Below are 13621 nucleotides of genomic sequence, written 5' to 3' on the forward strand. Positions count from 1 at the left end.
CCTGCCCTGTAAGACTTAGTTGTGGTGACGTACGGCGCGCAGGAACTCCTGGCGGGTATTCTGGCTCGATTTAAACAGACCGCCCAGCGAGGTAGTGGTGGTCGCACTGGTGGCATCGCGCACGCCGCGCGCCTTCACGCAGTAGTGAACCGCATCGATAGAGACGGCTACGTTATTGGTGCCCAGCAGCGTTTGCAGCGCGGTCAGGATTTGCTGGGTCAGGCGCTCCTGCACCTGCGGACGCTGAGCGAAGAACTGCACGATGCGGTTGATCTTCGACAGGCCAATCACCGTGTCTTTAGGGATATACGCCACGGTCGCTTTACCGTCGATGGTCACGAAATGGTGTTCGCAGGTGCTGGTCAGCGTGATATCGCGAACCGTCACCATCTCATCCACTTTCATCTTGTTTTCAATGACGGTGATTTTCGGGAAGTTGGCGTAATCCAGGCCGGAGAAAATTTCGTCGACGTACATTTTCGCGATGCGGTGCGGCGTCTCCATCAGACTGTCGTCACTCAGATCGAGATTCAGCAGCTCCATGATGTCGGTCATATGACCGGCAATCAGACGCTTGCGGGTTTCATTGTCCAAGTCCTGTACGGGCGGACGCAGTGGCGTTTCAAGACCGCGCGCAACCAGGGCTTCGTGGACCAGGGCAGCTTCTTTACTGAGTGATGACATTTTGTTCTCCTGCAGGTGTGGCGTCTTTTGCCCTCGTTGTGGCAAAAGTATGCGTTCATTGTGCGTGAGGCGGCGCACATAATCCAGTATTCACGACGATAATTATTGCAATTGCTGTTGCCTTTCAGCGTGACGATTCCAGACCAGGGCTCCTCCAACGAACAGCGCCACGCCCGCCAGCCCCAGCGCCGGCTCCAGCCGGTGGGTAAGCCAGGTTGATAACGCCGAAGTGACGGGGCCAATCAACTGCCCAATCGCATACCCGGTGGTGAGCAGGCCCGCCATATAGCGCGTGTGGTTTGGCGCCAGCTCGCGACCGTATAAAAGAGAGAGCTGCACGGCACACAAAAAGCCGCCGCCCACCAGCAGCCCGCCCGTCAGTAACCCGCCAATCCCCGGCAGCAGCCAGGCCGCCAGCACGCCCGCCCCCTGTAACCACAGTACGATAGCCAGCCTGCGGTTAGCCGTTGAGGTATGGCGTAACAGAATACTGAGCGCAATCCCCACCACGGCGGCGAGACCAAAAATCGGCCAGACAAACTGGGCAAACAGGCTGCCGGGAAAACGCACGGCCGCCATTTGCGACAGGAAGGTCGCCGGAAGGATATAGCCAAACCCGGCCAGGCTGTAGCTCCAGACCAGACGCGTTAAATCCGCCGTCAGCACCAGCGGCTCCGGCGCGGTGCCGGGTCGATGGAGCTGTCCGGATCGCGGCAGGTAGCGCGCCACCAGGGCAATCAGCACCAGCGCCAGCACGCCGTAGATTTGCCATGCCGCCCCGGCCGACAGGGACTTCGCCTGGATATAGACGGCGAGCAGCCCGCTCAGGGCGATGCCCGCCCCCGGTCCGGCAAACACCGCAGCGCTCAGGCCCGGTTTACCGAGCTGCCCCAGCCGTTCGTTAGTCCAGGCGGCAATGAGTACCATCGACCAGCCGCTCATGCAGCCGATGACAAAACGCAGCAGGCCGTGCACGACGGCGTTATCCGCCGCCGCGGAGAGCAGCGTCAGCGCCACCGCGCCGGTGATGCCAAGCCAGAGGCGCGTTTCCACAAAGCGGTGCGCACGCATGGCATCCCATGCGCCCACCAGATAGCCCAGGTAATTCATCGCCGCCACCAGACCCGCGCTGGTCAGCGTAAGCTGTCCGGCAGCAATCATCAGCGGCACCTGGGGCGTAAAGGCAAAGCGCCCTATCCCCATCGCCACCACCAGCACGACAAACCCACTGAGCGCAATACGCAGCGCCATGACCGCTCCAAATGTTAAAGAAAAGTAAATTTATGATGCAGCATCTCGCCCTCTGGCGAAAGTGAAAGTTACTCACAGGCCAATGAAAAGGCTGTATTATGGTTTTTATGAATACGCATTCTCATTAAGGAGCCCTGCATGGAACTGCTCGAAGAGCACCGTTGTTTTGAAGGTCGACAGCAGCGCTGGCGGCACGACTCCACCGTCCTGAACTGTGCGATGACGTTCAGCATTTTCCTGCCCCCGACGGAAAATCCGCCGGTTCTGTTCTGGCTGTCAGGTCTGACCTGCAATGACGAAAACTTCACCACCAAAGCGGGCGCGCAGCGTATTGCCGCCGAGCTGGGCATTGCGCTGGTGATGCCAGACACCAGCCCGCGTGGCGATGATGTGGCCGACGATGCAGGATACGACCTGGGCAAAGGCGCCGGGTTTTATCTCAATGCGACCGAGCAGCCCTGGGCGCGCCACTACCGCATGTATGATTACCTTCGCGATGAGCTGCCCGCGCTGATACAGTCCGGGTTTGCGGTAAGCGACCGCTGCGCCATCAGCGGCCACTCCATGGGCGGACACGGCGCGCTCATCATGGCGCTGAAAAATCCAGGAAAATACGTCAGCGTGTCGGCATTTGCGCCAATTGTGAACCCTACTCAGGTGCCGTGGGGGCAGAAAGCCTTCGCGAACTATCTGGGGGAAGATGAAGCGAATTGGCAGGAATGGGACAGCTGTGCGCTAATGCTGGCCAGCAAAGCGGAAGCGGCGATTCCCACCCTTATCGATCAGGGTGATGCGGACCAGTTCCTCGCCGGACAGCTGCAGCCTGCGGTGTTTGCTGAAGCCGCGCGCCAGAAGGACTGGCCGCTGACGCTGCGCATTCAGCCGGGATACGATCACAGCTATTACTTCATTGCGTCCTTTATTGAGGATCATCTCCGCTTCCATGCGGAGCATTTGTTCGGGTAAGTGCGGCCGATTGCCGGGTGGCGGCTTTGCCTTACCCGGCCTACATTCGCGGGTTTTGTAGGCCCGGTAAGCGAAGCGCCACCGGGCATAAAGGTTACATCAGAACTTATAATCCACACCGACAAAGTAGCGACGGCCATCTTCCGTGTAGCTGTAATCGTCGCGGCTCAGATCTTTGTCCAGCAGGTTTTGCACGCCCGCACGCAGCTTCACGCTTTTCGTCGCCTGCCACGCGGCGCCGGTATTCCAGATAACATAGCCACCCGGCGTTGGGTCGCTGCTGGTCAGCGCGCGTTTCTCACCGGTGTAGTTGCCCTGAACATAGAACGACCAGTCCTGCGTCGCCTTCCAGTCAACGGTCCCGTTGGCGGTGTGGAACGGCAGATCGGACAGCGGCTTGTTGCCGCCGTTGCTGATATCACGACCGTCGTTGTAGGTGTAGTTCAGCGTCACTTTCCAGTCGTCCGCCAGCGGGAATTTCAGCTCGGTCTCCACCCCACGGATGCGCGCCTTGTTGACGTTGTAATAGCGGAATATCGGTTCACCGTCAGCATTCAGGCCAACGTAGTTAGGGTAGCTCTGCGCCTGCTTCGCATTGGCCGTACGGCTGATGCTGATGCGGTCATCGACGTTATTCTGGAAGGTGGTCACGCTGGCCTGCACGCCCTCTAACCAGCCCTCTTCCCCGCTGTAGTAGAGACCTAACTCGAAGCTCTCGCTGGTCTCTGGTTTCAGATCCGGGTTACCGACAATCTCACAGGCACCTCGGCACGAGCCGGTGACCCAGTCCGGGCTCAGCTGCAGCAGTGACGGCGCTTTAAACGCGGTCGCCCAGCCCCCTTTCACCGTTACGGTATCGGTCGCGTTGTAGACCAGATAGGCGCGCGGGCTCCAGTGGTCGCCGTAGGTATCATGGTCATCCATACGGATGCCGGTGGTCAGCGCCAGAGGTTCAAAGATACGCCACTCGTCCTCCAGGAACAGGGCATACTGGCTTGTCGACGTACTGCTGCCGGAACCGCCCGTCAGGTTGACCGGATCCTTCAGCTTATCGTGACGCCATTCGCCGCCGAAGGTCATCAGCTGGTTGATGTCGCCCAGCGGCAGCACGTATTTCCCGTCCACCGCGTTGCTCTCGGAGGTGATCGGATTGCTGTTGCCCGGGTTTTTGTTATCCACCTTCTCGCCGTACACCTTCAGCTCGCTGTTGCCGACGCCCCAGCGGCCGTTGTGGCTGAGAGAGTAGTTCTGACGCTCAAGGCGGTTTTTGTCGAGAGAATCCGAGTCACGATCCTGACGGTCGAAACCGTAGCCCGCCGTAAAGTCATGATTTTCAGACGGCGTCCAGGCGAATTCCACATTCGCATCGCGGCTGGTGAAGCCTTCAATGCGCGGTGTTTCACCGCTCGCCGTGGTAGAGGACTTCTGCTGACCGTCTTTCTCACGCTTTGCGAGGCTACCGTAGGCTTTCAGCCCCAGCAGACCGTCCACCAGCGGACCGCTGGTATAGAATTGACCGTTGTAGGTGTCTCCACGGTCGCGATGTTCCTGAACCGTGGAATCTGCGCTCAGGGTACCCGTCCATTTCTGGCCGATTTTTTTGGTGATAATGTTCACCACGCCGCCCAGCGCATCGGAGCCGTAAAGAGAAGACATCGGTCCGCGCACCACTTCAATTCGTTCGATGGCGTCAACCGGCACCCAGTTGAGGTCGAAATCATTATGGCGGAATACCGCGTTACGGGAATTGACGCGCTTGCCGTCAATTAGGATCAGCGTGTAGCTGCTGTCCAGTCCGCGAATACTTACCCCTTTACGGTTGTCCCCTTCGCTCGTGAGCTGCACGCCCGGCACATCCCGTAACACATCTTTCAGGTTCTGAACGGGTTTGCGCTGCAAATCTTCCTGGGTGATGACGCTGATGCTTGCCGGTGCGTCTTTCAGGTTTTGCTCGGTCGCGGAGGCCGTGATAACCATTGTGTCGCCGGATTCCGCTGCGATAACAGGCAGGGCCAGGGACATTGCGGACGCGCAAAGTCCTCCCCTGACGAAGGGATTCAACCTAAACATTCCATATCTCCATGAGGTAAATACAACTCAATCAAATCATCATTGCTCACAGCGTCTTCCCTGCCGCCCACATCTGCGGTGGGTCGGTAGCACGCTTATTTTTGATAACGATAAAGCAAACGATAATTATTATCAATTGAATTGTTAAGAAATATATCTTTGTTTCAGAATGTGGGAATAAAAAAGCCCGCTCAAACGAGCGGGCTAATAGAGAGGAAGTGCGGTTATTGTTTAAATCGTTCCGGGAATTCCATTTCACTGTAGCGAACGAATTTTGTTCCTTTCGTCAGCTTGTAACCAAACCAGATAACGAGGAACAGCGGAATACCAATGTAGGTCGCCGTGACGGCGCCCCAGTCAATGGTGTCCGCCAGGAACGCTTCATAGTTCTGTCCCAGCGTAATGATCAGGCACAGAATGAAGGCGAAAATGGGACCCAGCGGGAAGAAGCCGGAGCGATACGGCAGCGAGTTAATATCGTGACCCTGTTTGACGAAGCCGCGGCGGAAACGGTAGTGGCTAATGGCAATCCCCAGCCAGGCAATAAAGCCCGTCATCCCGGACGTGTTAAGCAGCCACAGGTACACCGTCTGGTTGCCAAACATAGAGGTCAGGAAGCACAGACCGGCAATCACCGTGGTGGCATACAGCGCGTTACGCGGAACGCCGCCACGGGACAGCTTCGCGAAGATACGCGGGGCTTTACCGTCGCATGCCAGCGTGTAGAGCATACGGGTGGACGCGTACATCCCGGAGTTACCGGCTGAAAGCACAGCGGTCAGGATAACGGCGTTCATCACTGCCGCAGCAGAAAGCAGACCGGCGTGCTGGAAGACCAGCGTGAACGGGCTGACGCTAATGTCTTTAACGTCATTACGCAGCAGGCTGGGATCGGTGTACGGAATGATCAGGCTGATAATCAGGATCGCGAACACGTAGAACAGCAGGATTCGCCAGAAGACCTGACGAACCGCGCGCGGAATATTTTTCTCCGGGTTCTCGGATTCACCGGCGGCGATACCAATCAGCTCGGTCCCCTGGAAGGAGAAGCCGACAATCATCGCCACGCCAATCATCGCCGACAGTCCACCGGCAAACGGCGCATCGCCTGTTGTCCAGTTACTCCAGCCCGCAGGTTCTGCGCCTTTGAAAATACCAACGATCATCGCCACACCGACGACGATAAAGATGATGACGGTTGCCACTTTGATCAAAGAGAACCAGTATTCCGCTTCGCCGAAACCGCGCACGGAGATGTAGTTCAGCAGGAAGATGACGGCCAGGAACAGGGCGCTCCAGATCCAGCCCGGCGTATCGGGGAACCACCAGTTCATTACCAGCTGCGCGGCGACAAGGTCAACGGCGATAGTGACCGCCCAGTTGTACCAGTAGTTCCAGCCCAGCGCGAAGCCGAAGCCTTCTTCAACGTATTTTTGACCGTAGGTCGAAAACGAACCGGATACCGGCATGTACGCGGCCAGTTCGCCGAGACTGGTCATCAGGAAGTACACCATCAGTCCAATCAGGATATAAGAGAAAAGTGCCCCACCCGGGCCGGCTGCCGAAATCGTTGCGCCAGAGGCAACGAAAAGACCTGTACCGATTGAGCCTCCAATGGCGATCATCGTCAGGTGACGCGCCTTGAGTTCACGACGTAGCGTGGGCGCTTCTGTGGTTTTAATTTCTGAAACCATATGAAAATGCTGTCCATTTAATAAATGAGGCGCGATTGTAGCAGACGATCCGCGTTCCTTCCGGCAGAAATACTCAGTTATAAGAGAGCTTCATGACTCGGCCAGGATTATAAGTAAAGCATAATTTTTCCCTCTCCCCTTTGGGGAGAGGGTCAGGATGAGGGGAAGATTACATCTCGCAGTAGCGCAGAAAACGCTGCAGCGAGCTGGAAAGGTGTTTCTGACGATGATGGATGCACCACAGCGTGCGCACCAGCTTCGGCAATGGAACCGGGATTTCAACCAGCGACCCCGTTTCAAGCTGTTCGGCAATGACGCGCCGGGAAAGACAGCTGATCCCCAGGCCATGACGCACCGCGTGCTTGATGGCCTCAGAGTTCCCCAGCTCCATCCCTAACTGGAAATGCGGCAGATGGGAAAGCAGCAGATAATCGACAATTTCACGCGTGCCGGAGCCCTGTTCACGCAGGATCCACTGCGCCTGCGCCAGGCGCTCCAGCGTCACCTCGCCCTGCAATAACGACGAGGCCGGGGACGCAAACACCACCAGCTCATCTTCCAGCCAGGGCTCGGCAATGATATCGACGTTATGGCAGGGTCCTTCGATGAGACCAATATCCACGCGGAAATCGATCACCGCGTTGATGACGTCCTGGCTATTGCCCACGCTCATCTCCAGCGGCAGAGTCGGGAAATCCCGGCGGTAGCGGGCAATCACTTCCGGCAGGATGTAGTTCCCGATGGTGCTGCTGGCATAGACGCGGATCGCACCGTTGTCTTCGCGGAACAGCTGCTCGATTTCGATAGCCTGCTCCAGCAGCGCCAGCGCGCGCGGATAAAGAAGACGGCCGTGCTCGTTCACCACAAGCCGCTTCCCTACCCTGTCGAAAAGCTGAACGCCCAGCTGTCCTTCAAGATCGGTCAACGCCGCGCTGACCGCAGACTGCGAGAGCGCCAGCATTTGTGACGCCTGGGTCGTCGAGCCGCTTTTCAGCACCTCGGCAAACACTTCCAGCTGACGCAATGTAATGTGCATGGTTGCTTACCACTTATATAGATTGATTATAAGTATATAATCAATTTTATTTTTAAGCCAGAGCGCCGTAACCTTTAGCCAGACAAAGGAGAAGGTTATGTCAGAAATCACCTTACAACATCATCGTACAGTGTGGCACTTCGTGCCGGGTCTTGCGCTCAGCGCCGCAGTGACCGCCGTCGCGCTATGGGGCGGCAGCATCCCGGCTATCGCAGGCGCAGGTTTTAGCGCGCTGACGCTCGCCATTTTGCTGGGCATGGTCGTGGGTAACACCGTTTACCCACATATCTGGAAATCCTGCGACGGCGGCGTGATCTTTGCCAAACAGCACCTGCTGCGTCTCGGGATCATCCTTTACGGCTTCCGTCTCACCTTTTCGCAGATTGCGGATGTGGGCGTGAGCGGAATCGCCATCGACGTCCTGACCCTGACCAGCACCTTTTTGCTGGCCTGCTTTATCGGCCAGAAAGTCTTTGGCCTGGATAAGCAAACCAGCTGGCTGATCGGTGCCGGGAGCAGTATCTGTGGAGCCGCGGCGGTGCTGGCAACAGAGCCCGTCGTTAAAGCCGAAGCCAGCAAGGTAACCGTGGCGGTGGCGACGGTGGTGATCTTCGGTACGCTGGCGATCTTCCTCTATCCGGCCATGTATCCGCTGGTGGCGCACTGGTTTAGCCCGGAAACCTACGGCATCTATATCGGTTCGACCATGCACGAAGTGGCCCAGGTGGTGGCGGCAGGACATGCCATTAACCCGGAAGCTGAAAACGCGGCGGTGATTGCCAAAATGCTGCGCGTGATGATGCTGGCCCCGTTCCTGATTTTCCTTGCCGCTCGGGTTAAACAGCTGGCTCCGGCGGGCGGCAGCGAGAAAAGCAAAATCACCATTCCGTGGTTTGCGATCCTGTTTATCGTGGTGGCGATTTTCAACTCCTTCCACCTGCTGCCGAAAGCCGTTGTCGATATGCTGGTAACGCTGGATACCGTGCTGCTGGCGATGGCCATGGCGGCGCTGGGTGTCACCACACACGTCAGCGCGCTGAAAAAAGCCGGTGCGAAACCGCTGCTGATGGCGCTGGTGCTCTTCATCTGGCTGATTGTCGGAGGCGGTGCCATTAACCTCGCGGTGCACAGCCTGATGGCATAAACCATCTCGTCCTTCTCCTGCTAACCCGCTATCATAAGCGTTTCGGGTTAGCAGGAGTTTTTTTATGAAATATGTTGGAGCGCACGTCAGCGCTGCAGGTGGCCTTGCGAATGCCGCCATTCGCGCCGCCGAAATCGAGGCGACCGCTTTCGCCCTGTTCACCAAAAACCAGCGCCAGTGGCGCGCCGCAGCGCTCACCGCCGAAGTGATTGATGATTTCAAGGCTGCCTGTGAGAAGTACCACTACGGGCCAGGACAAATCCTTCCCCACGACAGCTACCTGATCAACCTCGGTCACCCGGTTGAAGAGGCGCTGGAAAAATCCCGCGAGGCGTTTCTTGATGAAGTACAGCGCTGCGAACAGCTCGGGCTGACGCTGCTGAACTTCCATCCGGGCAGCCATCTGATGCAGATCGACGAAGATGCCTGCCTGGCGCGCATTGCCGAGTCCATCAACATCACCCTGGACAAGACCAAAGGAGTCACCGCGGTGATTGAGAATACCGCCGGTCAGGGCAGCAACCTCGGCTTCAGGTTCGAACATCTGGCGGCGATTATCGACGGCGTGGAGGATAAATCCCGCGTTGGCGTGTGCATTGATACCTGCCACGCGTTTGCCGCCGGCTATGACCTGCGCACAACCGAGGCAACGAAAAACACGTTTGATGAGTTCGAGCGCATTGTGGGCTTTAAGTACCTGCGCGGCATGCACTTAAACGATGCGAAAAGCGCCTTTGGCAGCCGCGTTGACCGCCATCACAGCCTCGGCGAAGGCAACATCGGCCACGATGCGTTCCGCTTCATTATGCAGGACGCCCGCTTCGACGGTATTCCGATGGTGCTGGAAACCATTAATCCGGACATCTGGGCAGAAGAGATTGCCTGGCTGAAGGCACAGCAAACCGCTGAACAGGCGGCATAAAAAAAGCCGGGTGCGTAATGCAACCCGGCTTTTTTGTTGTTTATCGCTTACGCTGCTTTTGCCACGACTTCCGCTTCCGGACGTTTCAGCACTGCGTAAGAGAGACCCGCCACCAGCGTACCGGCAACAATCGCCAGCAGGTAGCCCAGCACCGGCGTGATAGCGCCAGGGATCAGCAGCACGAACAGACCGCCGTGTGGTGCCATCAGCTTCGCGCCAATCGCCATGGAGATTGCCCCCGTTACCGCGCCACCCGCGATACAGCAAGGCAGTACACGCATTGGGTCACGGGCCGCGAACGGAATTGCCCCTTCGGTGATGAAGCACAGACCCAGCACCAGCGCCGCTTTGCCGCCTTCCTGCTGTGCTTTATCGAACTTACGACGGGCAATAATCGTCGCCAGGCCGAGCGCCAGCGGAGGCACCATACCTGCCGCCATGATGGCTGCCATTGGCGCGTAGGTCTGGGTACTCAGCAGGCCAACACCAAAGGCGTAAGCCGCTTTGTTCACCGGACCACCCATGTCGGTACACATCATGCCGCCGAGGATTGCACCCAGCAGAACCGCGTTTGCGGTACCCATGGTTTGCAGCCAGTGGGTCAGACCCGCCAGGATGCCCGCAACCGGCTTACCAATCAGGTAAATCATCGCCAGACCGACCACCAGGCTGGAAATCAGCGGGATGATCAGGATCGGTTTCAGCGCTTCCATACTCTGCGGCAGCTTGAGCTTCGAGCTGATGAGCTTCGCGACGTAACCGGCCAGGAAGCCCGCGATAATCCCGCCGATAAAGCCGGAACCCGTGCTCACGGCCAGCATACCGCCGATAAGGCCCGGCGTCAGGCCAGGACGGTCAGCGATGGAGAAGGCAATAAAGCCCGCCAGTACCGGCACCATCAGAGCGAAGGCTGAGCCACCGCCGATCTGCATCAGCGCAGCCGCCAGCGTCCCTTGTTCTTTAAACGCGGTGATACCAAACGCGAACGAGAGAGCGATACACAGACCACCCGCCACCACCATCGGCAGCATGTAAGACACGCCGGTCAACAGATGGCGATAGGCGCCCGCAGACTCTTTCTTACCTTCCGTCGCGGTTTGACGCGCGCCGGTTGCCTGATACGGCTTCGCTTCCACCAGCGCTTTATCAAACTCCTGCGCGGTCTTTTTCAGCGCCAGGCCGGTAGACGTACGGTACATTGGCTTACCGGCAAATTTCGCCAGGTCCACTTCAATATCCGCCGCCACGATCACCAGATCGGCCTCAGCCACTTCTTCTGGGGTGATAGCGTTGCCGGCACCGACGGAGCCACGCGTTTCAACTTTTACCCACCAGCCGCGTTTTTTCGCTTCGGTTTCAATGGCTTCAGCCGCCATAAAGGTGTGAGCCACACCCGTCGGGCAGGCCGTCACCGCAACAATGCGTTTTGGACCCGTGGCCGCAGCCGGTGCCGTCGCGACAGGCGCGCTGTAGACAGACGCGTGACCTTTCGCTTCGCTCAGGAACAGTTCCGGGTGTGCCACCGCGCGATTAATATCACCCAGCCACACTTTTTTGCCGTTCAGCGCACTGTCAGCCGGGATTTTGTCGCCCAGTACAATGGCCAGTTCTGCATCGCCTGGATTATCGATAATCTCCAGATGTGCTTTTTGTGCCGCAGCGCCCAGCAAGGTCTTCGCCATATAGGCGCGAGCCTGTCCGAGACCGGAGTCAATGATCAGCAGCGTTTTCATTATTCCTCTCCTGCTGTTAGTTAAAAGGTTTTAAGTCAACGCGCGCCATCATCGCGGCTAACTGGGTACGATCGGTAATACCGACATTGCTCTGGCTGACGGCCAGGGCAGCAACGGCAGTGGCAAGACGTAAAGTATGTTCACTGGATTCACGCATCAGCAGACCATAAATCAGGCCGCCAACCATGGAATCCCCTGCGCCAACGGTACTCACAACTTCCATTGACGGCGGTTTGGCGATCCATTCGCCAGACGCGTTAACCCACAACGCGCCTTCTGCACCAAGCGAGATCACCACGTGAGCGATACCCTGCTCGCGCAGCGCATGGGCAGCGTCAATCACATCTTTTAATTCTGGCAGCTTACGACCCGCCCAGATCTCCAGCTCGCGGCGATTCGGCTTCACCAGCCACGGCGAGGCTTTCAGGCCCGCAACCAGCGCATCGCGGCTGCTGTCAAAAATGATGCACGGGCACTGGCTGCGCAGGCGCGTCATCCAGTCGGTAAACGCTTCCGGGCTCACGCCGGACGGCAGGCTGCCGCTGACGCAGACCATGTCAAACTGACCGAGCCAGGTCAGAGAATCGTTAACAAAACGCTCCCAGTCTGACGGCGTCACTTCGAAGCCAGAGAAGTTCAGGTCAGTCACTTCACCGTCTTTCTCCGTCAGCTTAACGTTGATGCGGGTACGGCCCTGAACAATCTGAAAACGGTTGGCAATGCCCAGCTCGCTGAACAGCTGCTGGAAACCATCCTGGTTATCTTTACCGAGGAATCCACCCACGGTGACGTCGATACCGAGATCCTTGAGCACTTTCGCGACGTTAATCCCTTTACCCGCAGCATGCAGGCCAGTGGTACGCACGAGGTTGACTTCGCCGCGCTCAATTTCCGGGCAAAATCCTACCAGGTCATAAGCCGGGTTCAGCGTAATAGTCGCAACACGTCTGCTCATTATGCGCCCTCCCCCAGACCCGCCGCGATGGCATCGCCAATCGCTTTCAGCGCCTGTTCAGCATCAGCACCCTGTGCGGTGAAACGCAGACGGTGCCCTTTCTTCACGCCCAGCGCGACAACTTTCATCAGACTACGGCCGTTGGCCGGTTTGCCCGTGCCATCAAGATTCGCCACGGTGATCTCACTCTCGAATTGTTTAATGGTATTCACCAGCATGGTGCCCGGACGGGCATGCAGGCCGTGCTCGTTACGTACCACGAACTCAGCGGTCTGCACGTCTTCAGTCGGCGCATCATCACTGGTCAGCAGTGCCAGCACGGTGGAGGCATCAGCGTTCAGCAGTTTTTCAGCTTTGTTGTTCAGCAGCAGATCGCCCAGACGCTTCAGCACGGAAACCGGCTGTTCATCGTTCATCGCCACGGTCACCAGCATGGCTGCAGGCTCGCCTTCTACTTCAAACGCATTGGCCGCGCGGCTCACGGCGATAGCGCTGCGCAGGTTGCCTTCAGCACTGTCGTTCAGCCAGATACCCTGACCCAGATTCAACGGCTTATCGTTAATCACGCGCGTCACAAACGTGGCATCCGCCGCGCCGGCTTCTTTCAGACGGCCCGCGTTCAGCGCCTGCAGCGTCACCAGATCGGAGGCAACCACATCCAGCGTCAGCGTTTCATTATCCAGTTTCAGCGCTTCGCTCTGTTTTTCGCCCATCAGCAACGCACGCAGCTCTTCAGCTGTGGTGGCGGACTTAAGCTGTTCAGCCACATCGTCATCGCTCAGGACATGCGTCAGCTGACGCAGCAGGCCTAGGTGTTCGTCGCTGCTGGCCGCGATACCGATGGCCACATAGGCTACCTGACCGTCGCCCCAGAGCACGCCCTGTGGGAACTGATAAACCTTAACGCCGGTTTTCAACACCTGATCGCGGGTATCGGTTGTGCCGTGCGGAATGGCAATGCCATTGCCGAGGAAGGTTGAGGTCTGCTGCTCGCGCGCCAGCATGCCGTTGACATAGCCGTCCGCGACGTTACCCGCCTGCACGAGCGCAGCGGCAACCTGGCGAATAGCCTCTTCTTTATCCCCGGCCTGAGCGCCCGGGTGGATATCCTGAACAGATAACTGGAACATGGTTCTCCACTCCTGCTGAACTTGAATCGTTTCAGC

The 13621-nt window shown here is 57.8% G+C and carries 11 protein-coding genes; 3 read left to right on the top strand and 8 right to left on the bottom strand.

The annotated features are described in order from the left end of the window. Positions 1 to 15: 15 nt before the first annotated feature. Entirely contained in the window at positions 16 to 684 is a 669-nt protein-coding gene (folE, locus tag ACMGG5_RS22025) for a GTP cyclohydrolase I FolE (RefSeq protein WP_008500927.1), read from the bottom strand. 102 nt (positions 685 to 786) lie between these two features. Then, positions 787 to 1935, bottom strand: coding sequence for a YbfB/YjiJ family MFS transporter (locus ACMGG5_RS22030; protein WP_063622101.1), 1149 nt, complete (start codon positions 1933 to 1935; stop codon positions 787 to 789). 138 nt (positions 1936 to 2073) lie between these two features. Between ACMGG5_RS22030 and fghA the strand changes: the two genes are divergently transcribed. Beyond that, a complete protein-coding gene (fghA, locus tag ACMGG5_RS22035; protein ID WP_048992535.1) occupies positions 2074 to 2901 on the top strand; it encodes an S-formylglutathione hydrolase in 828 nt (275 codons plus the stop codon). A 99-nt stretch (positions 2902 to 3000) separates the two neighbouring features. Here fghA and cirA read toward each other — a convergent pair whose 3' ends face one another. The 3 genes from cirA to yieE form a co-directional block, all read right to left on the bottom strand. Further along, on the bottom strand, positions 3001 to 4971 hold the full coding sequence (gene cirA / locus ACMGG5_RS22040; protein ID WP_420278514.1) for a catecholate siderophore receptor CirA: 1971 nt from the start codon (positions 4969 to 4971) through the stop codon (positions 3001 to 3003). A gap of 224 nt (positions 4972 to 5195) precedes the next feature. Then, positions 5196 to 6665 carry an amino acid permease gene (locus ACMGG5_RS22045; protein WP_024908170.1) on the bottom strand — a complete coding sequence of 490 codons (1470 nt, stop codon included), beginning with the start codon at positions 6663 to 6665 and terminating at the stop codon, positions 5196 to 5198. A gap of 169 nt (positions 6666 to 6834) precedes the next feature. Then, positions 6835 to 7701 (bottom strand): DNA-binding transcriptional regulator YeiE, encoded by an 867-nt coding sequence (yieE, locus tag ACMGG5_RS22050; RefSeq protein WP_024908171.1) that lies wholly within the window; start codon positions 7699 to 7701, stop codon positions 6835 to 6837. Positions 7702 to 7798: 97 nt separating this feature from the next. Between yieE and ACMGG5_RS22055 the strand changes: the two genes are divergently transcribed. Next, a complete protein-coding gene (locus tag ACMGG5_RS22055; protein ID WP_033146035.1) occupies positions 7799 to 8845 on the top strand; it encodes a YeiH family protein in 1047 nt (348 codons plus the stop codon). Positions 8846 to 8909: 64 nt separating this feature from the next. Beyond that, positions 8910 to 9767 (top strand): deoxyribonuclease IV, encoded by an 858-nt coding sequence (gene nfo, locus ACMGG5_RS22060; RefSeq protein WP_024908173.1) that lies wholly within the window; start codon positions 8910 to 8912, stop codon positions 9765 to 9767. Between the two features lie 47 nt (positions 9768 to 9814). Here nfo and fruA read toward each other — a convergent pair whose 3' ends face one another. The 3 genes from fruA to fruB are packed head-to-tail and all read right to left on the bottom strand — an operon-like array spanning position 9815 to position 13585. Continuing rightward, entirely contained in the window at positions 9815 to 11500 is a 1686-nt protein-coding gene (fruA, locus tag ACMGG5_RS22065) for a PTS fructose transporter subunit IIBC (RefSeq protein ID WP_267216893.1), read from the bottom strand. Positions 11501 to 11516: 16 nt separating this feature from the next. Further along, on the bottom strand, positions 11517 to 12455 hold the full coding sequence (gene fruK / locus ACMGG5_RS22070) for a 1-phosphofructokinase (RefSeq protein ID WP_023312480.1): 939 nt from the start codon (positions 12453 to 12455) through the stop codon (positions 11517 to 11519). Then, positions 12455 to 13585, bottom strand: coding sequence for a fused PTS fructose transporter subunit IIA/HPr protein (gene fruB, locus ACMGG5_RS22075; protein WP_420278515.1), 1131 nt, complete (start codon positions 13583 to 13585; stop codon positions 12455 to 12457). The genes fruK and fruB overlap by 1 nt, the downstream gene beginning before the upstream one ends. Positions 13586 to 13621: the final 36 nt, after the last annotated feature.

It is taken from the genome of Enterobacter sp. BNK-34, from assembly GCF_048684445.1.
GTDB lineage: Bacteria > Pseudomonadota > Gammaproteobacteria > Enterobacterales > Enterobacteriaceae > Enterobacter > Enterobacter pseudoroggenkampii.

Coding starts and splice junctions, on each gene's coding strand:
- folE (WP_008500927.1), bottom strand. CDS start 684: ATGTCATCACTCAGTAAAGAAGCTGCCCTGGTCCACGAAGCCCTGGTT.
- ACMGG5_RS22030 (WP_063622101.1), bottom strand. CDS start 1,935: ATGGCGCTGCGTATTGCGCTCAGTGGGTTTGTCGTGCTGGTGGTGGCG.
- fghA (WP_048992535.1), top strand. CDS start 2,074: ATGGAACTGCTCGAAGAGCACCGTTGTTTTGAAGGTCGACAGCAGCGC.
- cirA (WP_420278514.1), bottom strand. CDS start 4,971: ATGTTTAGGTTGAATCCCTTCGTCAGGGGAGGACTTTGCGCGTCCGCA.
- ACMGG5_RS22045 (WP_024908170.1), bottom strand. CDS start 6,665: ATGGTTTCAGAAATTAAAACCACAGAAGCGCCCACGCTACGTCGTGAA.
- yieE (WP_024908171.1), bottom strand. CDS start 7,701: ATGCACATTACATTGCGTCAGCTGGAAGTGTTTGCCGAGGTGCTGAAA.
- ACMGG5_RS22055 (WP_033146035.1), top strand. CDS start 7,799: ATGTCAGAAATCACCTTACAACATCATCGTACAGTGTGGCACTTCGTG.
- nfo (WP_024908173.1), top strand. CDS start 8,910: ATGAAATATGTTGGAGCGCACGTCAGCGCTGCAGGTGGCCTTGCGAAT.
- fruA (WP_267216893.1), bottom strand. CDS start 11,500: ATGAAAACGCTGCTGATCATTGACTCCGGTCTCGGACAGGCTCGCGCC.
- fruK (WP_023312480.1), bottom strand. CDS start 12,455: ATGAGCAGACGTGTTGCGACTATTACGCTGAACCCGGCTTATGACCTG.
- fruB (WP_420278515.1), bottom strand. CDS start 13,585: ATGTTCCAGTTATCTGTTCAGGATATCCACCCGGGCGCTCAGGCCGGG.